The sequence below is a fragment of the Duganella sp. GW821-FHT07G03 genome (assembly GCF_059418605.1).
On sequence record NZ_JBWKQE010000017.1, the window covers coordinates 105,383 to 128,845 of the forward strand.

The following is a 23,463-nucleotide window of genomic DNA, read 5'->3' on the forward strand; positions in this document are numbered from 1 at the left end:
TCAGCCAACCACGTTCCTGGGCGCGCCCGCCACCCACGCCTCGACGTTGTCGATCAGCTGATCCACCAGCACCTGCATCGCCTGCGTACTCGCCCAGGCCGAATGCGGCGTCAGGATGAAATTGGGCAGCCGCAGATTGAGCAGCACGTTGTCCTCCGGCGGCGGCTCCTTCACCAGCACGTCGAAGCCGGCGCCGGCGATCACGCCGCTGCGCAGCGCATCGGCCAGCGCGGTTTCATCCACCAGTCCACCGCGCGCGGTGTTGATCAGCAGGGCGCTGCGCTTCATGCGGATCAGCTCTTTGGTGCTGATCATATTGCGCGTCTTGTCATTCAGCGGCAGGTGCAGGCTGATGATGTCCGAGGTTTCCAGTACTTCGTCGAAGCCCGCTTCGCGCACGCCGTCGGCCTTGGCGTCCGGCAGCGGCGAGCGCGTATGCACGATCACCTCCATGCCGAACGCACGGGCGATCTGCGCCACCGAACGTCCCAGCGCGCCGTAGCCGAACAGGCCCAGTCGGCTGCCCGCTAGGTCGGAAATCGGATGGCCGAACAGGCAGAAACGGTCCGACTTCTGCCACAGTCCCGCCTCGATATCGGCGCGGTAGGCCACCAGCTGGCGGCGCAGCGCCAATATCAATGCGAAGGTGTGCTCGGGCAGCGTGTGCACCGCGTAGTTGCGGATGTTGGAGACCACGATGCCGCGCTCGCGGGCGGCCGCCAGGTCGACGATGTCGGTGCCGGTGGCGGCCACCGCGATCATCTTCAGGTCCGGCAGCTGCGCCAGGTCGGCCGCGCGCAAGGGCACCTTGTTGGTGATGGCGATGGTGGCGCGCGCGTCGCGCAGGCGCTGCATGGCGTCGGCCGCGGCGGTGGCCGGATACTCGGTCCACTCATGCGCGAACGAAGGCTTGCGGATATTGGCGATCACGCTGTCGCGGTCGAGGAAAACGATACGGTGGATATCAGTCATAGTGCAACCTCAAATGGAATCGGGCGCGCCGGCGGCGGGGCTTTCGGCAGGCGCATGCCCGGATGGTTGGAAAACAGCTCGGCGACCCATTCGACAAACACCCGCACCTTGGCCGACAGGTGGCGGTTCTGCGGATAGACCACGTGGATCGGCAGCGGATCGGTGCTCCAGTCGGCCAGCAGCTGTTCGAAGCGGCCGTCCTTGAGCATGGGCTCCAGCATAAAGTTCGGCATCTGCAGGATGCCCAGTCCCGCCAGGCCGGCCGCGATGTAGGCGTTGGTGTCGTTGACGGCGATGTGACCGGGCAGGGCGACCTGTATCCGGTGGCCGTCGCGCGAGAAGTCCCAGTCGAACAGCTTGCCGGTGCGGGAGGAAAAATAGTTCACGCAGCGATGGCGCATCAGTTCATCGGGGTGCTTGGGCCGGCCGTAGCGGTCCAGGTAATCCGGCGTGGCGCAGGTGACGAACTGCAGGATGCCCACCCGCCGCGCGATCAGGTTGGAATCGCCCAGCACCCCGCCGCGCACCGCGCAGTCCACGCCTTCCTCGATCAGGTCGATGGTGCGGTCGCTGCAGCCCAGCTCCAGCTGGATGTCCGGGTAGCGCGTGAAGAAGTCGGGCAGGGCGGGGATCAGCACGTCGCTGGCCAGGCCGGTGGGCGCGTCCACCCGCAGCCGTCCGCTGGGGCTGAGCCGCGTGCGCGACAGCGATTCCTCGGCCTCGCGCACGTCCGACAAGATGCGCAGGCAGCGCTCATAATAGGCGGCGCCGTCGGCTGTCACGCTGACCTGGCGCGTGGTCCGGTGCAGCAGCTTGACCGACAGCGCGGCCTCCAGCGCCTGGATCAGCGTCGAGACGGTGGCCTTGGGCAGCTGCATATTGTCGGCCGCGCGCGTGAAGCCGCCGGCGTCGACCACCTGGACGAATACTTCCATTGCTTGCAGTTTATTCATCTTTTCATCCCATTGTTCGGAATTCTGAACAATCAATTCGACATTGCAGTATTTATCAGATTGTAGATCAAGTTTATGATTGCTGTACTGCACAAAGAAAGTACTTGGAAGGAAAGGGGGTCAACATGAAATATCGGAATGGAATTTTTGCAACGCTCGCACTGGCGCTGACTTCGGTCGCCCTGGCAAGCGTGGTCTATACCGATGCCTACTCGCAGGCGGCCAAGGCCGAAGCGACCGGCGTTCGTGCCCTGACCGAGGCGGCCGCCGGCGAAACCATCGCCTGCGCCGACACCGCGATGTTGTCCAGCCCATCGGATACGGTGCAGCGATGAGCGCAGCCGTCGAGCCATTGCCGCAGCTGTCGGAGCTGATCAAGGTCCGCTCCCTGGAAGTGCGCGGCGCGGAAGGCCCCTTGGCCGCCCGCCTGTACACCAGCGGCGAGGCCGCCATCAAGCGCGACACGCTGATCGTGTTCTTCCACGCCGGCGGCTTCACTGGCGGCGACCTGGAAGACGCCGACATCTTTCTGCGCCACATGGCCGACGACAACCAGGGCAGCGCGGTACTGGCCACGGCCTACACGCTGGCGACGGTGCAGCCTTTCCCGGCCGCCGTCGAAGACGCCCACGCGGTGCTGATCTGGGCCAAGAAGAACAAGGCCAAACTGGCTTGGACCGGCAAGCGCCTGGTGGTGGCGGGTATTGAAGCCGGCGCCAACCTGGCGGCCGTCTGCGCGCTGATGTCGCGCGACCGTGGCGGCCCGGCGCTGGCCGGCCAGGTGCTGGTCATGCCCATGCTCGATCCGGGCCTGAGCACCTGCTCGATGCGCGAGATGCAGGACGCGCCGGAGCTGCTGGACGTGGCCGACGCCTGCGCGGCGGCCTACCGCGGCTACCTGCCGAACGCCGCCGATCGTACCCACCCCTACGCCTCGCCCTTGCAGTCGAGCCGTTTGAAGAACCTGCCGCCGGCACTGATCCTGTCGGCCGAAGACGACCCGCTGCGGGATGAAGCGGAACAATACGGTGCCAAATTGATCGCCTGCGGCGTCAAGACCACCGTCAATCGAATGCCACCGTCGCCCCTGAACGAAGCCGGGGCGCGCAACGAATGCGCGTGCAAGTGTTACGCGCTGGGAGAAATCGCCAGTTTCATCGCTGGCCTGGAACGGTCCGAGACACCGCCAGCCGAATAGGGTTCCCCAACCTTTAAGCAGTATCTGCAATCACGTCCCCACTGGCTTGCCGGAGGGGCGCTAGTACCGTGTTTTCTCGCAATTCGTTGAGGGCAACCGGTGCCGCCATTTCTATTAATTATTTTCATATAAAAGGGAATAAACATGAAAACCATTAAACAACTCACCGTCGTAGCCCGGCCGCTGGCCGCCGCTATGGCGCTGGCGGGACTGGCCGCTTTGGGCCTCTCCGGTTGCGAAGACGCTACCGGCAAGACGGCTGAAGCACCGGCAGCAGCCGGCGGTCCTCCGATTTCGGCCGCAGTGGTCGTCGAGAAAACCATCACCGAGACCCAGGAGTTCTCGGGCCGCCTGGAAGCGATCGAGCAAGTGCAGATTCGTCCGCGCGTCGGTGGCTTCATCACCGCCATCAACTTCAAGCCGGGCAGCGAAGTGAAGAAGGGCGAAGTGTTGTTCGTCATCGATCCACGTCCGTTCCAGGCGGAAGCCAACCGCGCCGAAGCGGCAGCCGGTTCGGCCCGCGCCAAGGCCGACCTGGCCAAGCTGGAGCTGGCCCGCGCCGAGAAACTGCTGGCCGACAAAGCCATCGCCCAGCGCGAATACGACGCCCTGGCCTCGAGCCTGAAACAGCTGGACGCCGACACCCGCGCCGCGCAAGCGCAGTACGAAGCGGCCAAACTGAACCTGAGCTACACCCAGGTGACGTCGCCGATCAACGGCCGTGTGTCGAAAGCGGAAATCACGCTCGGCAACCTGGTCGACGCTTCGGCGGTATTGACTTCCGTGGTCTCGCTGGAGCGCATCTACGCCTCCTTCGACGGCGACGAAGAGACCTATCTGCGCGTTGGCGCCGCCGCCCACCAGGGCAAGCCGGCCACCGTCAAGATCGGCCTGGCCAATGAAACCGGCTTCCCGCACGAGGGCAAGCTGGAATTCGTCGACAACCAGCTCGATCCACGCAGCGGTTCGGTGCGCATGCGCGCCACCTTCACCAACACCGACGGCATGCTGGTGCCTGGCCTGTTCGCCCGCGTGCAGCTGGCCGGTTCCACCGGCGCCAAGTCGGCGCTGATGATCAACGACCGCGCCATCAGCACCGACCAGGACCGCAAGTTCGTGTTCGTGGTCGACAAGGACAACAAGGCCGAGTACCGCCCTGTGACCCTGGGACCTGCGATCGACGGCCTGCGCGTGGTGCGCGACGGTTTGAAAGCCGGCGAGAAAATCGTCGTCAACGGCCTGCAGCGGGTACGTCCCGGCGCGCCGATCACGCCGACCGTGGTCGCCATGGATTCCGATCCGCTGGCCGCCAACGTGGCGAAACCTGAAGTCAAAAAAGATGAAAAAGTAGCCGCGGTCGTTGCGAAGACCGGCACTTCCAAGGAATAAAACAATATGAATATCTCTCGATTTTTTGTCGACAAGCCGATTTTTGCGGCTGTACTGTCGATCATTATCTTCGTCGCCGGCTTGATCGCTATCTTCAAGCTGCCGATCTCGGAGTACCCGGACGTGGTGCCGCCATCGATCGTGGTGCGGGCCCAGTATCCGGGCGCGAATCCGAAGATCATCGCCGAAACCGTGGCCGCGCCGCTTGAGGAACAGATCAACGGCGTCGAGAACATGCTCTACATGTCCTCGCAAAACACCTCGGACGGCGCGCTGGCGCTGACCGTCACCTTCAAGATCGGCACCAACGTCGAGCAGGCCGAAACGCAAGTGCAGAACCGCGTCCAACGCGCTCTGCCGCGCCTGCCGGAAGAAGTGCGCCAGATCGGCGTGACGACCGTCAAGTCCTCGCCCAACCTGACCATGGTGGTCCACCTGCAATCGCCGAACGGCCGTTACGACGACCTGTATCTGCGTAACTACGCGGTGCTGAACATCAAGGACCAACTGGCCCGCCTGCCCGGCATGGGCGAGGTGCAGCTGTTCGGTTCGGGCGACTACGCGATGCGCGTATGGCTCGATCCGCAGAAGGTGGCGCAGCGCGGCCTGACCGCCGGCGACGTCGTCGACGCGGTGCGTGAGCAGAACGTGCAGGTCGCCGCCGGTGTGATCGGCCAGGGCCCAAGCCAGGGCGCGGACTTCCAGCTGACCGTCAACACGCAAGGTCGTTTGAAGAGCCCTGAGGAATTCGGCAACATCATCCTCAAGACCAACGCCGACGGCGCGGTCACGCTGCTGAAGGATGTCGCCCGTCTTGAAATGGGTTCGAACTCGTACGCCCTGCGCTCGCTGCTGAACAACAAGTCGGCGGTGGCGATTCCTATTTTCGAAGCGCCGAACGCCAACGCGCTGCAACTGTCGACCGACGTCCGCGCGACGATGGCCCGCCTGTCGAAAGATTTCCCGGAAGGCGTCACGTACAGCGTTGTATATGACCCGACCCAATTTGTGCGCGAGTCGATCGACGCCGTGATCCACACCCTGATCGAAGCGGTGATCCTGGTGGCGCTGGTGGTGATCGTCTTCCTGCAAACCTGGCGCGCTTCGCTGATCCCGTTGCTGGCGGTGCCGGTGTCGGTGGTTGGTACTTTCGCCGTGATGCTGGGCTTCGGCTTCTCGATCAACACGCTGTCGCTGTTCGGTCTTGTGCTGGCCATCGGTATCGTGGTCGATGATGCGATCGTGGTGGTGGAAAACGTCGAGCGCAATATCTCCAACGGCCTGACGCCGCATGACGCGACGATCCAGGCGATGAAAGAGGTGAGCGGTCCGATTATCGCCATCGCCCTGGTGCTGTGCGCCGTGTTCGTGCCGATCGCGTTTGTGTCGGGCCTGTCCGGCCAGTTCTACAAGCAGTTCGCGCTGACCATCGCCATCTCGACCGTGATCTCGGCATTCAGCTCGCTGACCCTGGCGCCGGCCCTGGCCGCGACCCTGCTGCGTTCGCACGATGCACCGAAGGACGCGCTGACCCGCGGCATGGACAAGGTATTCGGCGGCTTCTTCAACTGGTTCAACCGCTTCTTCAACCGCGCTTCGGAGAACTACGAAGGCGGCGTGAGAGGCGCATTGAAACGCAAGGGCGGTTCGCTGGTCGTGTATGCCGTGCTGGCGGTTGCCGCCGGCTTCATGTTCAAGCTGGTGCCACCAGGTTTCGTGCCGCCGCAGGACAAGGGCTATCTGATCGGCTTCGCGCAACTGCCGGACGCCGCTTCGCTGGACCGTACCGACGCCGTGATCCGCAAGATGTCGGACATCGCCAAGGACATCCCTGGCGTCGACAACTCGATCTCGTTCCCTGGCCTGTCGATCAATGGCTTCACCAACGCGCCTAACGCCGGTATCGTGTTCGTCGGCCTGAAGCCGTTCGACCAGCGCACCAAGGCCAGCGAATCGGCCGAAGCGATCGCCGGTGAAATCAACAAGCGCATGGGCTCCATCGAAGGCGCCTTCGTGCTGGTGCTGTCGCCGCCTCCTGTCAGCGGCCTGGGTACCACCGGCGGCTTCAAGCTGATGATCGAAGACCGCGACAACCTGGGTTACGACGCCTTGTACAAGGCGGTGCAAGCGGTGCAGATGAAGGCATGGCAGAACCCGAAACTGGCCGGCGTCTTCTCGAGCTACCAGATCAACGTGCCGCAGCTGTTCGCCGACATCGACCGCGCCAAGGCCAAGCAGCTGGGCGTGCCGCTGCAGACGATCTACCAGACCTTGCAGATCAATCTGGGTTCGCTGTATGTGAATGACTTCAACCAGTTTGGCCGTACCTACCAGGTGCGCGTCCAGGCGGACAAGCAGTTCCGTTCGCACGCTGAAGACATCGCCCAGCTGAAAGTCCGCAACAACAAGGGCGAGATGATTCCGCTGTCGTCGCTGATGCGCGTCAAGGATAGTTATGGCCCGGATCGCGTACAGCGCTACAACGCCTACGTCGCTGCGGAAATCAATGGCGGCGCCGCTCCTGGCGTATCGACCGGTGAAGCGCAGGCCGAAATGACCAAGATCGTCAACGAAGTCCTGCCGAAAGGTATTGGCTACGAGTGGACCGAGCTGGTTTATCAGGACATCCTGTCCGGTAACACGATGATGTATGTGTTCCCGCTGTGCGTACTGCTGGTGTTCCTGGTGCTGGCAGCCCAGTACGAAAGCTGGACCCTGCCGCTGGCGGTGATCCTGATCGTGCCGATGTCGATCCTGTGCGCACTGCTCGGCGTGAAGCTGACCCACGGCGACAACAACGTCTTCACCCAGATTGCGCTGTTCGTGCTGGTGGGCCTGGCGTCCAAGAATGCGATTCTGATCGTGGAGTTTGCGCGTGAACTGGAACACCATGGCCGCACCATCGTCGAAGCGGCGCTGGAAGCATCGCGTCAGCGTCTGCGTCCGATTCTGATGACGTCGATCGCATTCATCATGGGCGTGCTGCCGCTGGTGTTCTCGCACGGCGCCGGTTCGGAAATGCGTCATGCGATGGGTGTGGCGGTGTTTGCCGGCATGCTGGGCGTGACCTTCTTCGGCCTGTTCCTGACGCCGGTGTTCTACGTCCTGCTGCGCAAGCTGGCCGTGCGCCTGGAGAAGAAAAAACCTGCCGTGGCCGGCGATGCCGCTGCGGTAAAACTGGAAGGGACTCACTAATATGAACAAGCTGCATATGATCGCTAAAGGTGTGGCGCCTGTATTGGCGGCCTTGCTGATGACCGCATGCGCCGCGCCGGAATTCAAGCAGCCTGCGATGGACGTGCCGGTCGCGTTCAAGGAATCGCAACTGCCTGCGCCGGTGAAGGTCGCCGCCGACGGCAGCACCTGGAAGCAGGCGCAGGCCGCCGAAGCGCAACCGCGCGGCGAGTGGTGGCTGGCTTTCAACGATACGGCTCTCAATGAGTTGATCGCCGAAGCCACCAAGGCCAACGCCAACCTGGCCGTGGCCGCAGCCCGCGTCAAGCAGGCCCGCGCCATCGCCGGCATCGCCGAGGCGGATCGCATTCCGCAGGTTGGCGTCAACGTTGGCGCGCAGCGCCAGCGCCAGTCCGACGTGGCGCTTGGCCTGCCGGCCGGTACGCCGGTCGCTGCGGGCAACGCCTTCAGCGCCAACCTGACGGCCAGCTACGAGGTCGATCTGTTCGGCCGCGTGTCGTCCAACGTCAGCGCCGCCCGCAACGACGCAGCTTCCGTGGAGGCTACTTATCGTTCGGTGCTGCTGTCGGTGCAGGCCGATGTCGCGCAGACTTACTTCCGTCTGCGCGCCACCGACGCCGAACTGGAAACGCTGAACCGCACGGTGCAAACCCGCGAAGAAAACGTCAAGGTCAATCAGCGTCGCTTCGACTTGGGCGACATCGGCGAATTCGACCTGTCGCGCGCCAAGACCGAACTGGCCACCTCGCGTGCCGAAGCCATCGGCCTGCAACGCCAGCGCGTGACGACCGAGCATGCACTGGCGGTCCTGCTGGGCAAACCGGCGGCCAGTTACACGGCCGGTGCCAGCCCGCTGCTCGATACCTCGCTGCTGCCGGTGATCCCGGCAGGCTTGCCGTCGTCGCTGCTGGAGCGTCGTCCCGACATCGCTTCGGCGCAGCGCACGATGGAAGCGGCCAACGCCCGCATCGGCGTCGCCAAGTCGGCGATGTTCCCGGCGCTGACCCTGAACGCCAACGCCGGCGGCATTTCGAGCAATACCGTCGCCGACGTGTTCAAGTGGAGCAGCCGTTCGTGGGTGCTGGGCGCGTTGATGTCGATGCCGCTGATCGACGGTGGCCGCAACAAGGCCAACATCACGCGCAGCGAAGCGGCGCTTGAGGAATCGGTCGGCACCTATCGCCAGAGCGTGCTGGTGGCTTTCGCTGAAGTGGAAGACAACCTGGCGGGCCTGCGCATCCTGGCTGGCCAGACCGCGCAGATCGAAGATGCGGTGGTATCTGCACGCCGCTCCGCCGACCTGGCGCAGAAGCTGTACGCGGCCGGCCGTTCGAGCTACCTCGATCTGCTGGATGCGCAGCGCAACCTGGCGACGGTGGAACGCACCGCGGTGCAGTTGCGTGGCAATCGCGCAGTCACCACCGTGGCGCTGATTCGCGCCCTGGGCGGCGGCTGGGATGGCGTCAACGCTACACCCAAGGTCGCGCAGCAATAAGCTGAACGACCAATGAAAAACCCCGCCGGCACTGAACGCGACTTTGAGCGCGTTCAGGCTGGCGGGGTTTTTTACGTCAGCGGCGGGCTGGGGGCCGCCGCGTGCTGCGAAATTACTTGGTGACGACAGGAGCTGGTGCAGCTGCTGCTTCGGCTTTCACGGCCTTGGCGTGGGCCTTGGCTTTGGTTTTGTGAGCTTTGGCGTGGGCGTCGGCCTTGTCGGCTTTTTCGTCAGCCTTGGCGACTGCGACGTCTTTTTTGGCTTCGGCTTCTACCTTGGCGGTCTTGGCTTCGGCTTTGACTTCAGTCTTGGTTTCTTTAGCGGTGGCTTTGGCGTCGGTCTTGGCTTCCTTGGCTTCGGCTTTCACAGCTGCCGGAGCGGCTGGAGCGACTGGCTTGGTGGCTGGGGTCTGTGCAAAAGCTGCGGTAGCGAACAGGCCGGCGATCAGGGTAGCGATAAGTTTGTTCATGATGAAATCCTCATTCAGGTTGATTTGGAGCCGGGACAATTCCCGTGTCACTGAGCAAAAAACGCGGCCCGGAGCGCTGTCGTTGACGGGCTTTACATTCGCTTACAAGCTCTCCAGATTGCTTACATGTTGGCTAGCGCACGGAATCGCGGGTCGCGTGGGCATAATCTGTTCGAATGGGAGACGCTCTTAAAACCTACAAGTCCAAGCGCAACTTCGCGATCACCCCCGAACCGGTCGAAGGCGGCGAGGAGGGAGGGGAAGCGCTGGCCTTCGTCATTCAAAAGCACTGGACCAGCCGCCTGCATTACGATTTCCGGCTGGAGCTCGATGGCGTCATGTTGAGTTGGGCCGTGCCAAAGGGCCCCAGCTACGACACGCACGACAAGCGCATGGCCGTGCATGTGGAAGACCATCCGATTTCCTACAACGATTTCGAAGGCACGATCCCGCCCAAACAATACGGCGCGGGCAAGGTGATCATCTGGGATCGCGGCGTGTGGCGGCCGCTGGGCGATCCGCACAAGGCGCTGGCGGAGGGGAGCCTGAAGTTTGAACTGGTCGGGCACAAGATGCACGGCCGCTGGGCGCTGGTACGCATGAAGGGCAAGGGTGAGAAGCAGGAGCCGTGGCTGCTCATCAAGGAGAAGGACGACTACGCGCGGCCCGCCGATGAGTTCAGCGTGGTGGATGAGATGCCGGATAGCGTCAAGGCGCTGCCGATGGCCGCCTTGCCGGAAACGCTGTCGCCGCAACTGGCCACGCTGGTGGATGCGCCGCCGTCCTCGCCCGAAGACTGGCTATTCGAAATCAAGTTCGACGGCTACCGTCTGCTGGCGCGTATCGATGGCAAGGATATCCGCCTGTTCACGCGCAACGGCAACGACTGGACGCACCGCCTGCAACCGCTGCGTGACGCCCTCGCCAAATTAAAACTGCCGCCCGGCTGGTACGACGGCGAAATCGTGGTCCACGACGACAACGGCCGTCCGGACTTCGGCCTGCTGCAAAACGCCTTCGACGAAAACAACTTCGCCGACATCGTCTACTTCCTGTTCGACATCCCGTTCCACGACGGCCGCGACCTGCGCCAGGCGCCGCTGGAGCAGCGCCGCGCCATGCTGCAAGCGCTGCTCGACAACAAGCCGTCCGACACCATCCGCTTCAGCGCCGCGCTGGACGCCACGCCGCAGCAGATGATCGCGGCCGCATGCAGCATGGGCCTGGAGGGCATCATCGGCAAGCGCCGCGACAGCGGCTACACCTCGCGCCGCAGCGGCAGCTGGATCAAGCTTAAATGCGGCCAGCGGCAGGAGTTCGTCATCGGCGGCTACACCGATCCGCAGGGCTCGCGCAGCGGCTTCGGCTCACTGCTGCTGGGTACTTACGACAAGCACGGCAAGCTGCAATATGCGGGCAACGTCGGCAGCGGCTTCAACGCCGGCAGGCTGCAAGACATCAAAAACAAAATGGATAAACTGGCGGCGGACAAAAGCCCGTTCGCGCCCAATCGCGAGATCGACAAGAAAGCCCACTGGCTCAAGCCGGCGCTGGTGGCGGAAGTGAGCTTCGGTGGTTGGACGCATGCGGGCTCGATCCGGCACGCCGTCTTCAAAGGCCTACGCAAAGACAAGAAGGCAGACGCCATCGTGCGCGAAGTGCCGGCCCATCTCAAGGAGCAAGCAACCATGCAGCCAGCAAGCACAGTGCAGGGCAAGCTGCCCGCCACACTCAAGATCAGCAATCCCGAGCGCGTGATTGACCAGCAAAGCGGCGCCACCAAGATCACGCTGGTGCGCTACTACGCGCTGGTCGGCGCGTTGATACTGCCGCACCTGAAGGGCCGCCCCGTCTCGCTGGTGCGCGCGCCGGCTGGCGTGGGCGGCGAGTTGTTCTTCCAGAAGCACGCCGAGACCGGCAAGCTGCCCGGCGTTAAACATCTGGCGCCATCGCTCGATCCCGATCACCCGCCGATGCTGGAAATTGCCAGCGAACGGGGCTTGCTGTCGGCCGCGCAGTGGAACGTGGTGGAGCTGCACACGCAAAACGCCAACGCGTCCAGCTACGCAAAGCCCAACCGCATGGTGTTCGATCTCGACCCCGGCAAGGGCGTCACCTGGCCGCAAGTGCAGGAGGCGGCGCAGCTGATGCGCGCCTTCCTCGATCATCTGGGCCTGCCGGCCTTCCTGAAAACCAGCGGCGGCAAGGGACTGCACGTGGTGGTGCCGGTGCGGCCGGCGTATGGCTGGGACGAGGTCAAGGCGTTTTCACAGGCTATCGTCGCCCACATGGCGGAGCATATCCCCGAGCGCTTCGTCTTGAAGAGCGGGCCGCGCAACCGCGTCGGCAGGATCTTCATCGATTATCTGCGGAACGGGCGGGGCGCCACCACGGTGGCCGCGTGGTCGGCGCGTAGCCGGCCCGGCCTGGGCATTTCCGTGCCGCTGGCGTGGGAGGAGCTGGACGGCTTGCGCGGCGCCGACCAGTGGAGCGTCGCCAACGTGCACTCGCGGCTCGATGCCGGCAACGCGCCTTGGGACGCCTATCAGCACTCCGCCAAGGGGCTGGCCTCGGCGATGAAAGTCCTGGGTTTCAAGCCCGGTGCTTTTTGAATGTTTTCTTGGTGGAATAATAATTTGCTATTGACAACAGGTGTTGCGAATGTTTTAATGGCGGCTTGATACTCAATTCAGGCCCCCAGATGAAAAAGCTGTCCATTTTGCTAACCGGTATGACCTTGTTCAATGCCGCCCAAGCGACCGTCTATCAATTTGATTTCACAGCCAAAATCCAGGAAATGGTCGAATTTTCGCCGCAGACGTTCAGCGGCGGCCCGGTTGCCTCCAGCAGCCTGTCGGGCAGCACCGTGTCGGTGGGCGATCAGCTCACCGGTCATTTCAGCTACGACACCGCGACCGGCGTGTTCAGCCACTTCGGCGGCAGCACCATGTATGCCGCGCCCGCGGCCCAGAATAGCCTGGACGTCAGCATCGGCGGCGCCAGCATCGGCCTGGGCAACGCGAACTACAGCAGCACCAATGTGCAGGTCGCCAACAACGCCGCGGCCCTGGGTGGCGCGGACAGCTTCGGCATCGCCAACGTGTCGGCCAATGCCTACGCATCGCAGATGATGGCGGTGAGCTTCTTCGACAAATCCGGCCTGGCCCTGAGCGCGTCGACCATGCCGGGCCAGCTGGACTTCGCCAGCTTTGGCCAGTCGAGCTTTTACTACACCTATTCCTCCAACGCGACCCACGCGATGATGGGCGCGAACGGCGCCCTGACGTCGGTGACGGTCACGCCGATGCCGACTCCCGTGCCTGAGCCGGAAACCTACGCCATGCTGCTGGCCGGCCTGGCGGCACTGGCCTGGAAAACGCGCCGCCGTTAATGCGCCGCGCCGGCGCGCGCGCGGGATGGGCTGCGCGCGGCAGGGCGCCTGGCCGTCGTCTTAGTCTTGGGCGTACGGCTGGGTTTCGCCGGCCGCTTGCCCAGGCTGTCCTGCAACAGCGCCACCAGATCCACCACGTTCGACGACTTCGCCGACCTGGCCTCCGGCTCGGCGGCGGTGATGATCTTGGTCTGGCCCGCCTTCACCTTCTTCTTCACCAGTGCCAGCACGTCGTCCTTGTAGGTGTCGTGGTACTGCTCCGGTCTCCATTCCTCGCTCATGCCTTCGACTAGCGACAGCGCCATCTGCAGCTCCTTGTCGCTGATGCCGGCCGCCTTCATGGTGGCTGGCGGCAGCTTCAATTCTTCCGCGCTGCGGATCTCGGCCGCATAGCGCAGCGTGTTCAAGACGATCTTGTCGTCGACGCAGACCAGGGCGCACAAGTGCTGCTTGGTGCGGATCACCACCGTGGCGATGCCGATCTTGCCGGCCTTGCGCAGCGTCTCGCGCAGCAGCGCATACACCTTGGCGCCGCCGCGCGACGGCGCCAGATAGTAGGGCTGTTCGTAGTAGGTCAGCGGCACCTCGGCGGCGTCGACGAAGGCCTGGATGTCGATCGTCCCGGTGGCCTCGGGATTGGCTCGCTTCAGGTCCTCGTCGGACAGCACCACATACTCGTGGTCCTCGTATTCATAGCCTTTGACGATATCGTCCCAGCTCACTTCCTTGCCGGTGTTCTTGTTGTAGCGCCGGTAGCCGACCGGCGAGAAGTCGCGCCGGTCCAGCATCGTCAGGTCCAGCTCGTGCTCCTGCACGGCCGAATACATCTCGACCGGAATGTGCACCAGCCCGAAGCTGATCGCCCCTTTCCACAATGCGCGCGCCGCCATGGCCTACTCGCCAACGCTGCCGGTCACCGGCAGCACGATGCCGGTGATGTAGCTGGAGCAGCAGGGCGCCGCCAGGAACACATAGGCCGGGGACAGCTCCTGCGGTTGCGCGGGCCGCTGCATGTCGGTGCTGGCGCCGAACTGCGCCACCTGATCGGCCGGCGCATCGGCGGGATTCAGCGGCGTCCATACCGGTCCGGGCGCGATGGCGTTGACGCGGATGCCGTGTTCCAGCAGGTTGGACGCCAGCGACATCGTGAACGCATGGATCGCGCCCTTGGTGGTCGAATAGTCCAGCAGGTGCTTCGAGCCTTTCAGGCCTGTGACCGAGCCGGTATTGATGATGGCCGCACCGCGCTTGAGGTAGGGCAGCACCGCCTTGGCCATGTGGAAGTAGCCGTAGACGTTGGTCTTCATGGTCAGGTCGAAGCGCTCTTCGGTCAGGTCGCTCAGCTTTTCGGCGTGCTCCTGGAAGGCGGCGTTGTTGACCAGGATGTCGAGCCGGCCGAAGCGCTCGTGCACTTGCTCGACGGCGCTGCGGCAGAAGGCGGCGTCGCGCACATCGCCCGGCAGCAGCATGCAGCTCTGGCCTTCCGCCTCCACATAGCGCTTGGTGTCGTTGGCGTCTTCATGCTCATTGAGGTAGATGATGGCCACGTCGGCCCCTTCGCGCGCGTACAGCACCGCCACCGCGCGGCCGATACCGGAGTCGCCACCGGTGACGATGGCCACCATGCCGGCCAGCTTGCCGCTGCCGCAGTAGTCGGGCGCGAGGAATTCCGGCTTGCGCTGCATCTCGGCCTCCAGCCCCGGCTTTTCCAGATGCTGGGCCGGCAGCGGTGTGCCGGGATAGTCGTGCTGGGTCGTTTGCACCGGACCCTGGCGGTCGCCAATCTGGCTGGCGCGCGTTTCCTGCTTGCTGTGCTCATCCGACTGGTCCTGGCGTTGCTGGATCTCGCGCTGCATGCTGGCTGCGTCCGGATCCGATTGATTCTTGTCGTTTGCCATGGCATCCTCCTTGGAGTACACAGTATTTGCGGCTATGTGTCCTGTGACGGTGCGTTCGTTCACACATATGCGGCAAAACCGCGACGCCGATTAGTTACCTTGGGAAATAGTCTAGTCTTTAATACAAAAAATATTGCTAATTATGAACTTTATGTCACACTAGTACCGGGATACATTTTTTCACACTCAAAAGCATGCGTAGGAGCAATATGATGGCGGACCGGACCACTAGCGTAGGTGTCTTTTTCAACGCCCAAGGCGAGCGGCGCGCGGAGTTCCAGGCTTGCTGCGGCGAGCTGTTCTCCCAGCTGACCATGACCGAGCACGTCGACGCCACGGCTGCGGCCCTTGGCAAACGCCACGTGGACCTGCTGGTGCTGGACCTGAACGGCTACGAACAGTTGAGCGAGCTGGTCGGCGTCGGCGCGTTGATACGGGGCCGCGCCGGTGCGCCGGTGCTGGTGCTGTGCGCCTACGAGCACAGCGGGTGGCTGCCGGAGTTGATGACCTACGGCCAGTTCGACTACCGCATCTGCCCGGTGCTCAGCGACGAGTTGCAGCAGGCCGTGCAACAGGCGCTGGCGGTGCCGGCCGACGCCGCCGCCGCCTTGCAGCAAGCCTTGCTGGACAAGGAAAAGGAGTTGCGCGACCTGCTGGGCGTGCAGCGCAGCCTGCAACGCGCGCTGAGCGGCATCGACACCATCGAATCGATGTCGGCGCAGATCTGCCTGGCGCTGTGTAATTTCCCCGGCGTGCGCCATACCGCCGTGCTGCACATGAAGGAGCGGGGCGACCTGCAACTGGTGGCGCAGGAATCGCGCAACCACCTGGACCTGGCGCGCCTGCTGCAACGGCGCGACCGCCTGCTGCAATCGCCGCTGCGCGAGGTGTTCCCGCCGCTGCTGGCGGTAGCGCGCGGTGAAATGGTGCTGCTGGACGCGCCGGAAAAAGCCGGCGACCCGGAACTGGCGATGCTGCTGCACGACCGCTGCGTGCGCATGGTGCTGGCGCTGCCGTTGCGCGCCGAACCGGGCGGCGCCGAACTGGGCGCGATCTGCCTGATGTTCGACCGTCACATCACCTTCTCGCGCGAGCAGTTCGCCTGCTTCGCCAGCCTGGCGCAGTTTGTCAGCTTTGGCCTGGGCATGAGCGAATTGAAGCACCGGAATGAAGAACTGTCCGACCAGATCACGTTGATGAGCACCATCGACAGCGTCACCGGCGCCGCCAACCGCCGCGCCGGCGAGGACATGCTGGACAACGAAATCCGCCGCGCGCGCCGTTACGGCCTGCCGTTGGCGGTGCTGTCGTTCGATGTCGCCAGCTTCCAGTCTGAAAACGATTTATACGGTTCGCCGGTCGGCACCCCAACGCTGCGCGCGGTGGCCGACGTGGTCAAAGGCCGGCTGCGCACCTCGGACCTGCTGGCGCGCATGCGCGGCGAAGAGTTCCTGATCATCGCCACCCACACCGCAGCGGCCGACGCCATGCGGCTGGCGGAAAAACTGCGCGGCGCGATCGCCGAAGCGGATCTGCCGGGCAGCGGCGACGTGGTGATCAGCCTGGGCGTGGCCCAGGTGGGGGCGGACGAGGGCGGCGCCACCGTCCTTGACCGGCTGGACGCGTCGCTGCACCGCGCCAAGCGGGCGGGCCGCAACTGCATCGACGCCGCGCAATAAGTCTAGCGCGGCGGCTGGCCGAACCAGCGCGTTGTGGCTTGGGCGGCTTTCGCTTCGACGGCGGACGTTTCGCCGGCCCAGGCGACAAAGCCGTCCGGCCGCACCAGGATCGCGCTCAAGCCCAGGCTGTCCTTGACCTGGGCGGCGACATAGGAGACACGGTCGCTCCAGCGGCCGGCCAGTGCCTGCCAAGGCTGGCGGATGTCATCAAAGTCCAGCAGCAGGCCATGGCCCTTGCCTAGCAGTTCCCCCAGCTTCCTGCCGTCGACCAGCTCGAAATCGGGAGCGCTGCGGCCCACCAGCGGATGGCTGCCGCCCATGTCGTAGCGCAGCGAGACGCCCCACACGCGCTCGGCGAAATAGGTCGCGCCGTCGCGCGTACCGATCAGGTCCCGGATGATGGCCTCGAGCGCGCGTGCGTGCGGGCTTGGCCGCATCAGCGCTACCTGCGCGCGCGACCAGTCCAGCACCTGCGCACCGACCGGATGCCGCTCGCTGGTATAGCTGTCGAGCAGGCCGGCCGGCGCGTCGCCGCGTATGGTGGCTGCAAGCTTCCAGCCCAGGTTCATGGCGTCGCCCAGTCCCAGGTTGAGCCCCTGGCCGCCCAGCGGCGAGTGGATGTGGGCGGCGTCGCCGGCCAGCAAAACCCGTCCTTTGCGGTAGGCGCTCGCCTGGCAGGCGCGGTCGGTCCAGGTGGTGGCCAGTTCCAGCCCCGTCAGCGTGACGTCGGTACCGGAGACGCGGCGCAAGACCGCCTGCACCTGCTCCAGTGTGATCGGCTGCGTGCGGTGGAAGGCGCCGCCGTCGAATTCGACCATCGCTATCGTGCCGGGCCGCGACTGAAAATACATGCCCGTGGGCGTGTAGTGGCGGCCGGCGCTTAGCAGCTCGGGATCGGCGATGTCGACCTGCACCGAATAGCCGGTGAGCTCGGGATCGGTGCCGGTGAACTCAAAGCCCAGCGCCTTGCGCACCGTGCTGCGGCCGCCATCGCAAGCGACCAGCCAGCGCGCTTGGATGGTTTCGCCGCCGGCCTGGATGGTCACTACATCTTCCGACTGCCCGACTTGGTCGACGCCGATGCCGCGCCTGATCTCGACGCCCAATGTGGCGGCGCGCGCGGCGAGGGTGGATTCGATCTGTTCCATCTCGGCCGCCATAGTGGTGTCGGCCGGACCTGGCAGGCGATACGGCCATTGCGACGTATCGATGTTGGCGTCGTCGAACGGGATGCCGGCGAAATGGCCGGCCTGGCGGCGCGGCTGCGGCGCGCCGGATGCTATCGCCGCGATGTCCGCCAGCAGGCCACGGCGATAGAAGGCTTCGACGCTGGGCACTGACAGGCCGCGCATGCCGAACGGGAGCCGCTTCAAGGGATTGCGCGGGTCTGTGGCTCGCTCCAGCACCAACACAGGGATACCGGCGAGACCAAGCTCGCAGGCGAGGAACAGGCCGACAGGACCCGCGCCGGCAATGACGACGTCATAAATCATAGGAACTCCTTCGGCGCAAAGGCGCCAAATTGGTCAAACAAAAAAAGAAGGGGGACACTGGCGATCAGTGTCAATCAACCCGCCGGACACGGAACGGCTCGCCGCCCTTGCGGCGGCGTTGTGTCTAGCGGGTAGGCTCAAGGTGTGAGCAGTGGGGGAGGGCAACCTCAATTGGTGGCGGTGCTGATTGCACCAGCGCGATACTGGATAAAAAACCGCCGGGTGTCAAGCCGCCGGCGTGAACTTTTCCAGCACCGTCGCGATGCCTTGGCCGCCACCGATGCACTGGGCGGCCAGTGCGTAGCGGCCGCCGGTGCGCGCCAGCAGCGCCGCCGCTTTGCCGGTGATGCGCGCGCCGGTGGCGCCCAGCGGATGGCCGATCGCCATGCCGCCGCCGTCGATATTCAACACCTCCGGCCGTATCCCCAGCTCGCGCACGCAGGCCAGCGCCTGCGAGGCGAAGGCTTCGTTGATCTCCGCCACGTCGATATCGCTCGCTTGCAGGCCGGCCAGCTTCAACGCCTTGCGCGTCGCCGGAATCGGACCGATGCCCATCAGCGCCGGATCGCAGCCCACCGCCGCCATCGAGACGATGCGCGCGCTGGGCTTCAGGCCGTGCCTGCGGGCGAATTCCTCGGTGGTGACCAGCACCGCCGAAGCACCGTCGGTCAGCGGCGACGAGGTGCCGGCCGTGACCACGCCATGCTCGGGATCGAACACCGGCTTCAATGCGGCCAACGCTTCGACGGTGGTGGCGGGGCGGATGCAGCCGTCTTCGGCCACCACCTCGCCGGCGGTGGTGGTGACCGGCACGATTTCATCCTGCAGCAAACCGGCGGCGCGGGCGCTGGTCGCCTTCTGGTGCGACTGGAAGGCCAGCAGTTCCTGGTCGGCGCGCGACACCTCGTATTTGCGGGCGACGTTTTCGGCGGTGTCGCCCATGCTGATGTAGGCGTCGGTTTCCGCCAGCAGCCGCGGGTTGGGCGAGAAGTTGTAGCCGCCCTGTGGCACCATCGTCATCGATTCGACGCCGACGCACAGATAGGCCTCGCCCAGGCCGGCCTCGATCTGCGCGGCGGCGATGTGGATGGCCGACATTGACGAGCCGCAGAAGCGGTTGATCGTCATGCCCGGCACCTCATGCGGAAAACCGGCCAGCAGCGAGACGATGCGCGCCAGGTTGTTGCCCTGCGAGGATTCCGGGTAGGCGCAGCCGAGGATCACGTCGTCCAGCAACTTCGGGTCCAGGCCGGTGCGCTGCATCAGGCCCCGCACCACCTGGGCGCCCAGGTCGTCGGGACGGACTTCGGCCAGCTTGCCCTTGCGGGAGAAGTGGAAGGGGGAACGGGCATAGGCGCTAATCACTGCTTTCATGGTGGAACTCCTTTTGATGATGATCGTAATGATTGATATATTACGCTCGTCATGTATGATGTCAATAGGATTTGAGAAGGAGATCGCCATGAAAGTCAGCAGGGAACAGGTAGCGCTCAACCGCGAGCGCATCGTTGAAACGGCGGCGCGACTGTTCCGCGAAAAAGGCTACGACGGCATCGGCGTGGCCGATCTGATGAAGAGCGCCGGCCTGACGCACGGCGGCTTCTACGGCCATTTCGCCTCCAAGGAAGACTTGCTGGCCGAGGCCGCCGCGCATGCGCTGAAAAAATCGGTGCAGCGCTGGGAAGGATATCTGGCCGAAGGGCGCGACACGGCGCTGGAGAAAATCAGCGACGGCTACCTGACCAGGCAGCATTGCGAGCATCCGGAGAAGGGCTGCTCGGTCACCGCGCTGGGCGCCGACATCGCGCGCCTCGGTCCCAAGGTGCGCCACGCGCTGACCGAGGGCGCAATCGGGCAGATGGCGGTGCTGCAAGAGCTGATGCCGGGCGACGATCCGGCGGCACGGCGCAGGCTGGCGCTGGCCACTTATGCCTCGATGGTCGGCGCCATCGTGCTGGCGCGCGCCGTCGACGACCAAGCGCTGTCTGCGGAAATCCTGCAGGCAGTGCAGCAATCGCTGCCTGCAGGAGCGTAGCTTGACCCTGCGTCGCCAGGGCCGCCGCGTCAGAAGCGGTGGCGCATGCCGACCTGGATGCCTTTGCTGGCCTCGCCCGGCTTGGAGGTGAATCCGCCCGAGGCGCTGGCGGCGCCGATCGCGTACTGGCCATCGCCCTGATTCCTGATGTAGGCCGCCACCATGTACAAATCGGTGCGCTTGGACAGGTTGTGGTCGTAGCCCAAGGCGAACTGGGTGGCGTCGCTGCCGGACGCGGTCCTGTCGTGCTGGCGCGCCACCGAAGCCATGATACGCCCGGCGCCGATCTGGTAGTGGAGGCCGATCTGGGTGCTGGCGGCGTCGAGGTAGAAGGTGCGTGCGAGCGTGCGGTGCAGTTCGCCCGCCAGCACCGGACCGAGGGCCGGGCCGAAGGCGGCGAAGGTCGGGGCCAGGGCGGCGTCGGCGTACAGGATGATCACCGAGTTTTCGTTGCGCTGCTGGTGGTAGCCGGCGAACAGTTTCCAGTCGCCGAGCTTGTAGGAACCGCCCAGCGTGGTGGTGATCAGGCCGGGATTGCCGAGTTGATCGGTGCCATGGTTGTAGCCGAGGCCGACATCCAGCCCCTTCGCCTTATAGAACAGGTTGGCGCCCCAGGAGCGCTTGTCCATGCCGATGTAGCCCGAGTTCTCGGTGCCGTACATCAGCGCGGCACTGACGCCGTTCGGCGATTGCACCCGGTATTGTATCGATTTGTCGGAACGGATCGCCACGCCCGCCGTCAACAAGCCGCCGCTGCCGCCGACGATGCCGCCCCAGCCGCCGGCTGTGCCGGTTTCGAAGACGTCGGCGTTGGCCAGCACTTCGTAGTCGGGTGTGTACATCCGTCCAAGCAGTACGGCGCCGACCGGCGTCACCAGGCCCACCATCGACGTGCGGTCGAAGATGGCGCCGTTGAGGTTGACGTTGACCGCGGGCTGTAGCGCGCCTCGCACGCCAGCCAGCAACTTGGCCGCGGTGGCTGCGCCGCCGGCGGCGGCCGGTACGGGGAAGTTCAAGCCCTTGGTCAGGGCGTAACCCTGGTTGCTGGACAAATTGCCCGCCTGATTGCTGCCATTGTCGAGCTGGACGCGCATCTCGAGGTTGAAGACGGCCTTGTAGCCGCCGCCCATGTCTTCCGTACCCTTGAATCCCAGGCGGGAGCCGTCGGCGATGCCGCTGACCACTTTGGTCCGGGCGTCGTTGCCGCCGTTATTGACGTACATTAAGCCGGCATCGGCAATCCCGTAGATCACCACGGATGACTGGGCCAGGGCGGGGGCGGCGCAACATGCCGCGATCATGCCGGCTAGTAATTTTGTTTTCATAAGTCTCCAATAGTTGTTTGTTTTTGTACTTGATCTTTAAGATCGAACGTTCGTGCTATTTAGAACGTTTCCTCAATATGCCAGTGCTGTCGGCACTTGTACAGGACGCCGCGCGTTGCGAGAAATTTGGAGTTGCAAAAGAGACACAAGCGTGTTTTGCGATCGTGACTGCGCTTGGTCTTATGCGATTTTCGTATATGAAAGAATAAAAAACGTCTAAGGCTGGGCCGCGCCATGGCCGATGACGTAGACTGGCGGTATTTCTAGTTTCGTGGACGAACACATGCTGCATTGGTTGAAGAACTACCGGCGCGAACTGCTGGCCGGCGACATCTCCGCCGGCCTGGTGGTGGCGATGATGATGATCCCGCAGGGCACCGCCTATGCACTGGTGGCGGGCCTGCCGCCGGTGGTCGGGATTTACGCCAGCATCCTGCCACCGATTATTTACGCGCTGTTCGGCAGCAGCATGACGCAGTCGGTGGGGCCGATGGCCATCATCTCGCTGATGACGGCCACCGTCATCGGCCCGCTGGCGCCGGCCGGCTCCTCGCTGGCCGCGGTGCTGGCGGCGCAGCTGGCGCTGATCTCCGGCGCGGCGCTGCTGCTGTGCGGCGTGCTGCGCATGGGCTTCCTGGCCAACTTCTTTTCCCGTCCCGTGATGAGCGGCTTTACCGTCGGCTCGGCGCTGGTGATCGCCTACGACCAGCTGCATACGCTGCTCGGCGCCGAACTGCCGCACGTGCATATGCCGAGCGCCGTGATGGGCGTGGGGGCGCTGCTGGTGCTGGTGCTGTCCAAGCAGTACCTGGCCGGCCTGCTGAAGCGCTGCGGCATGCGCCCGGCGGTGGCCGATATCGCCGCCAAGCTGGCGCCGATGGTGGTGGTATTGGCCGGCATCGTGCTGATGGCCACCACCGGCCTGGCCGACATGGGCGTGCGCACCACCGGCGCCATCCCCGGCGGCCTGCCGCACTTGAACCTGGCCAGCTCCAGCGCGCATTGGAAGCCGCTGCTGCAGCCGGGTATGCTGATCGGCTTTATCATTTTCCTGATGTCGATGTCGGCGGCGCAGTCGCTGGCGCTCAAGCGCAACGAGAAGCTGGTCAGCAACCATGAGCTGATCGGCCTGGGCGCGGCCAACGTCGCCAGCGCGCTGACCGGCGGCTTCCCCGTCACCGGCAGCCTGTCGCGCTCCGCCGTCAACTTCGCCGCCGGCGCCAACACGCCGCTGGCCAGCCTGATCACCGCCGCGCTGCTGGCCTGCGCGCTGCTGGCGCCCACCGGCTGGCTGGCGCTGCTGCCGCTGCCGGTGCTGGCCGCGACCATCATCGTCGCCGTGCTCGGCCTGCTGGAACTGGACATCGTGCGCACCGCCTGGCAGTACGACCGCGGCGACGTGCTGGCCTGGGGCGCGACCTGCCTGGGCGTGCTGGTGCTGGGCGTGGAGGCGGGCGTGGTGATCGGCGTGGCGCTGTCGATGGGCACCCTGATCTGGCGCGCCAGCCGGCCGCACATCGCGGTGCTGGGCCGCATCGCCGGCACCGAACATTTCCGCAATATCGAACGCTATCCGGCCGAAACCCAGCCGGAACTGCTCATGCTGCGCATCGACGCCAATCTGTTCTTTGGCAATATGGAGGCGGTGGTCGAGCGCATCGAGTGCGAACTGTCCACCCACGCCAGCGCGCGCCACCTGGTGCTGGTGATGACGGCGGTCAGCTCGATCGACACCACCGCGCTGTACGCGCTGTCGGAGTTGAACCAGGGGCTGAAACGGCGCGCCATCGGCCTGCACCTGGCCGAAGTGAAGGGGCCGGTGCTGGACCGCCTGCGCAACAGCGCGCTGCTGCGCGAGCTGAACGGCCAGCTGTTCCTGAGCACGGCCATCGCCTGCGACCATTTACATACCGTCAAGGATGTTGCTTGAATGTGTAAAAACTTGCTGGTCCTGTAATTAAATCCTTTTGG

At 64.5% G+C, this 23,463-nt stretch carries 18 protein-coding genes; 10 read left to right on the plus strand and 8 right to left on the minus strand.

Annotated elements, in window-relative coordinates:
• Together AC07OK_RS20760 and AC07OK_RS20765 are read right to left on the minus strand one after the other, a co-directional pair.
• Positions 1-972, minus strand: a complete 972-nt coding sequence (locus AC07OK_RS20760; protein WP_494692064.1) for a D-2-hydroxyacid dehydrogenase — start codon at positions 970-972, stop codon at positions 1-3.
• Positions 969-1,925, minus strand: coding sequence for a LysR family transcriptional regulator (locus AC07OK_RS20765; protein ID WP_494692065.1), 957 nt, complete (start codon positions 1,923-1,925; stop codon positions 969-971). The genes AC07OK_RS20760 and AC07OK_RS20765 overlap by 4 nt, the downstream gene beginning before the upstream one ends.
• Before the next feature lie 125 nt (positions 1,926-2,050).
• Here AC07OK_RS20765 and AC07OK_RS20770 point away from each other — a divergent pair, with 125 nt between their 5' ends.
• From AC07OK_RS20770 to AC07OK_RS20790, 5 genes are all read left to right on the plus strand, one after another.
• Positions 2,051-2,260: a hypothetical protein gene (locus AC07OK_RS20770; RefSeq protein WP_494692066.1), complete on the plus strand. Its 210-nt coding sequence runs from the start codon at positions 2,051-2,053 to the stop codon at positions 2,258-2,260.
• Complete coding sequence (locus tag AC07OK_RS20775; RefSeq protein ID WP_494692067.1) at positions 2,257-3,123, plus strand: alpha/beta hydrolase; 867 nt, start codon at positions 2,257-2,259, stop codon at positions 3,121-3,123. The genes AC07OK_RS20770 and AC07OK_RS20775 overlap by 4 nt, the downstream gene beginning before the upstream one ends.
• Positions 3,124-3,267: 144 nt before the next feature.
• A complete protein-coding gene (locus AC07OK_RS20780; RefSeq protein ID WP_494692068.1) occupies positions 3,268-4,512 on the plus strand; it encodes an efflux RND transporter periplasmic adaptor subunit in 1,245 nt (414 codons plus the stop codon).
• 6 nt (positions 4,513-4,518) lie between these two features.
• The gene (locus AC07OK_RS20785; RefSeq protein ID WP_494692069.1) at positions 4,519-7,707 is read left to right on the plus strand and encodes an efflux RND transporter permease subunit; all 3,189 of its coding nucleotides are present in this window, start codon (positions 4,519-4,521) and stop codon (positions 7,705-7,707) included.
• A 1-nt stretch (position 7,708) separates the two neighbouring features.
• Positions 7,709-9,202, plus strand: coding sequence for an efflux transporter outer membrane subunit (locus AC07OK_RS20790; RefSeq protein WP_494692070.1), 1,494 nt, complete (start codon positions 7,709-7,711; stop codon positions 9,200-9,202).
• A gap of 112 nt (positions 9,203-9,314) precedes the next feature.
• Here AC07OK_RS20790 and AC07OK_RS20795 read toward each other — a convergent pair whose 3' ends face one another.
• Positions 9,315-9,671 (minus strand): hypothetical protein, encoded by a 357-nt coding sequence (locus AC07OK_RS20795; RefSeq protein ID WP_494692071.1) that lies wholly within the window; start codon positions 9,669-9,671, stop codon positions 9,315-9,317.
• 176 nt (positions 9,672-9,847) lie between these two features.
• On the opposite strand from AC07OK_RS20795, the gene ligD reads away from it, so the two are divergent.
• Positions 9,848-12,283 (plus strand): DNA ligase D, encoded by a 2,436-nt coding sequence (gene ligD / locus AC07OK_RS20800; protein ID WP_494692072.1) that lies wholly within the window; start codon positions 9,848-9,850, stop codon positions 12,281-12,283.
• An 89-nt stretch (positions 12,284-12,372) separates the two neighbouring features.
• The gene (locus tag AC07OK_RS20805) at positions 12,373-13,062 is read left to right on the plus strand and encodes a PEP-CTERM sorting domain-containing protein (RefSeq protein WP_494692073.1); all 690 of its coding nucleotides are present in this window, start codon (positions 12,373-12,375) and stop codon (positions 13,060-13,062) included.
• On the opposite strand, the gene ku is transcribed toward AC07OK_RS20805, so the two are convergent.
• Together ku and AC07OK_RS20815 are read right to left on the minus strand one after the other, a co-directional pair.
• Positions 13,059-13,952, minus strand: coding sequence for a non-homologous end joining protein Ku (gene ku, locus AC07OK_RS20810; protein WP_494692074.1), 894 nt, complete (start codon positions 13,950-13,952; stop codon positions 13,059-13,061). The two genes, AC07OK_RS20805 and ku, sit on opposite strands and share 4 nt — an antisense overlap.
• Positions 13,953-13,955: 3 nt before the next feature.
• Complete coding sequence (locus tag AC07OK_RS20815) at positions 13,956-14,960, minus strand: SDR family oxidoreductase (RefSeq protein WP_494692075.1); 1,005 nt, start codon at positions 14,958-14,960, stop codon at positions 13,956-13,958.
• Between the two features lie 209 nt (positions 14,961-15,169).
• Between AC07OK_RS20815 and AC07OK_RS20820 the strand changes: the two genes are divergently transcribed.
• Positions 15,170-16,639: a GGDEF domain-containing protein gene (locus AC07OK_RS20820; RefSeq protein WP_494692076.1), complete on the plus strand. Its 1,470-nt coding sequence runs from the start codon at positions 15,170-15,172 to the stop codon at positions 16,637-16,639.
• Between the two features lie 2 nt (positions 16,640-16,641).
• Here the strand turns inward: AC07OK_RS20820 and AC07OK_RS20825 are convergent, their stop codons facing one another.
• Together AC07OK_RS20825 and AC07OK_RS20830 are read right to left on the minus strand one after the other, a co-directional pair.
• Positions 16,642-18,132, minus strand: a complete 1,491-nt coding sequence (locus AC07OK_RS20825) for an FAD-dependent monooxygenase (RefSeq protein ID WP_494692077.1) — start codon at positions 18,130-18,132, stop codon at positions 16,642-16,644.
• 225 nt (positions 18,133-18,357) lie between these two features.
• Complete coding sequence (locus tag AC07OK_RS20830) at positions 18,358-19,506, minus strand: thiolase family protein (RefSeq protein ID WP_494692078.1); 1,149 nt, start codon at positions 19,504-19,506, stop codon at positions 18,358-18,360.
• Between the two features lie 88 nt (positions 19,507-19,594).
• On the opposite strand from AC07OK_RS20830, the gene AC07OK_RS20835 reads away from it, so the two are divergent.
• Positions 19,595-20,167 carry a TetR/AcrR family transcriptional regulator gene (locus tag AC07OK_RS20835; protein WP_494692079.1) on the plus strand — a complete coding sequence of 191 codons (573 nt, stop codon included), beginning with the start codon at positions 19,595-19,597 and terminating at the stop codon, positions 20,165-20,167.
• 29 nt (positions 20,168-20,196) lie between these two features.
• On the opposite strand, the gene AC07OK_RS20840 is transcribed toward AC07OK_RS20835, so the two are convergent.
• Positions 20,197-21,492, minus strand: coding sequence for a porin (locus AC07OK_RS20840; protein WP_494692080.1), 1,296 nt, complete (start codon positions 21,490-21,492; stop codon positions 20,197-20,199).
• Positions 21,493-21,775: 283 nt separating this feature from the next.
• On the opposite strand from AC07OK_RS20840, the gene AC07OK_RS20845 reads away from it, so the two are divergent.
• A complete protein-coding gene (locus AC07OK_RS20845; protein WP_494692081.1) occupies positions 21,776-23,422 on the plus strand; it encodes a SulP family inorganic anion transporter in 1,647 nt (548 codons plus the stop codon).
• Positions 23,423-23,463: the final 41 nt, after the last annotated feature.

What these genes read in the sequence shown, in the direction of transcription:
- AC07OK_RS20790 (WP_494692070.1), top strand. Translation starts at nt 7,709, where the DNA reads ATGAACAAGCTGCATATGATCGCTAAAGGTGTGGCGCCTGTATTGGCG.
- AC07OK_RS20830 (WP_494692078.1), bottom strand. Translation starts at nt 19,506, where the DNA reads ATGAAAGCAGTGATTAGCGCCTATGCCCGTTCCCCCTTCCACTTCTCC.
- AC07OK_RS20775 (WP_494692067.1), top strand. Translation starts at nt 2,257, where the DNA reads ATGAGCGCAGCCGTCGAGCCATTGCCGCAGCTGTCGGAGCTGATCAAG.
- AC07OK_RS20845 (WP_494692081.1), top strand. Translation starts at nt 21,776, where the DNA reads ATGCTGCATTGGTTGAAGAACTACCGGCGCGAACTGCTGGCCGGCGAC.
- AC07OK_RS20805 (WP_494692073.1), top strand. Translation starts at nt 12,373, where the DNA reads ATGAAAAAGCTGTCCATTTTGCTAACCGGTATGACCTTGTTCAATGCC.
- AC07OK_RS20770 (WP_494692066.1), top strand. Translation starts at nt 2,051, where the DNA reads ATGAAATATCGGAATGGAATTTTTGCAACGCTCGCACTGGCGCTGACT.
- AC07OK_RS20825 (WP_494692077.1), bottom strand. Translation starts at nt 18,132, where the DNA reads ATGATTTATGACGTCGTCATTGCCGGCGCGGGTCCTGTCGGCCTGTTC.
- AC07OK_RS20765 (WP_494692065.1), bottom strand. Translation starts at nt 1,925, where the DNA reads ATGAATAAACTGCAAGCAATGGAAGTATTCGTCCAGGTGGTCGACGCC.
- AC07OK_RS20840 (WP_494692080.1), bottom strand. Translation starts at nt 21,492, where the DNA reads ATGAAAACAAAATTACTAGCCGGCATGATCGCGGCATGTTGCGCCGCC.
- AC07OK_RS20795 (WP_494692071.1), bottom strand. Translation starts at nt 9,671, where the DNA reads ATGAACAAACTTATCGCTACCCTGATCGCCGGCCTGTTCGCTACCGCA.
- AC07OK_RS20785 (WP_494692069.1), top strand. Translation starts at nt 4,519, where the DNA reads ATGAATATCTCTCGATTTTTTGTCGACAAGCCGATTTTTGCGGCTGTA.
- AC07OK_RS20760 (WP_494692064.1), bottom strand. Translation starts at nt 972, where the DNA reads ATGACTGATATCCACCGTATCGTTTTCCTCGACCGCGACAGCGTGATC.
- ku (WP_494692074.1), bottom strand. Translation starts at nt 13,952, where the DNA reads ATGGCGGCGCGCGCATTGTGGAAAGGGGCGATCAGCTTCGGGCTGGTG.
- AC07OK_RS20835 (WP_494692079.1), top strand. Translation starts at nt 19,595, where the DNA reads ATGAAAGTCAGCAGGGAACAGGTAGCGCTCAACCGCGAGCGCATCGTT.
- AC07OK_RS20820 (WP_494692076.1), top strand. Translation starts at nt 15,170, where the DNA reads ATGATGGCGGACCGGACCACTAGCGTAGGTGTCTTTTTCAACGCCCAA.
- AC07OK_RS20780 (WP_494692068.1), top strand. Translation starts at nt 3,268, where the DNA reads ATGAAAACCATTAAACAACTCACCGTCGTAGCCCGGCCGCTGGCCGCC.
- ligD (WP_494692072.1), top strand. Translation starts at nt 9,848, where the DNA reads ATGGGAGACGCTCTTAAAACCTACAAGTCCAAGCGCAACTTCGCGATC.
- AC07OK_RS20815 (WP_494692075.1), bottom strand. Translation starts at nt 14,960, where the DNA reads ATGGCAAACGACAAGAATCAATCGGATCCGGACGCAGCCAGCATGCAG.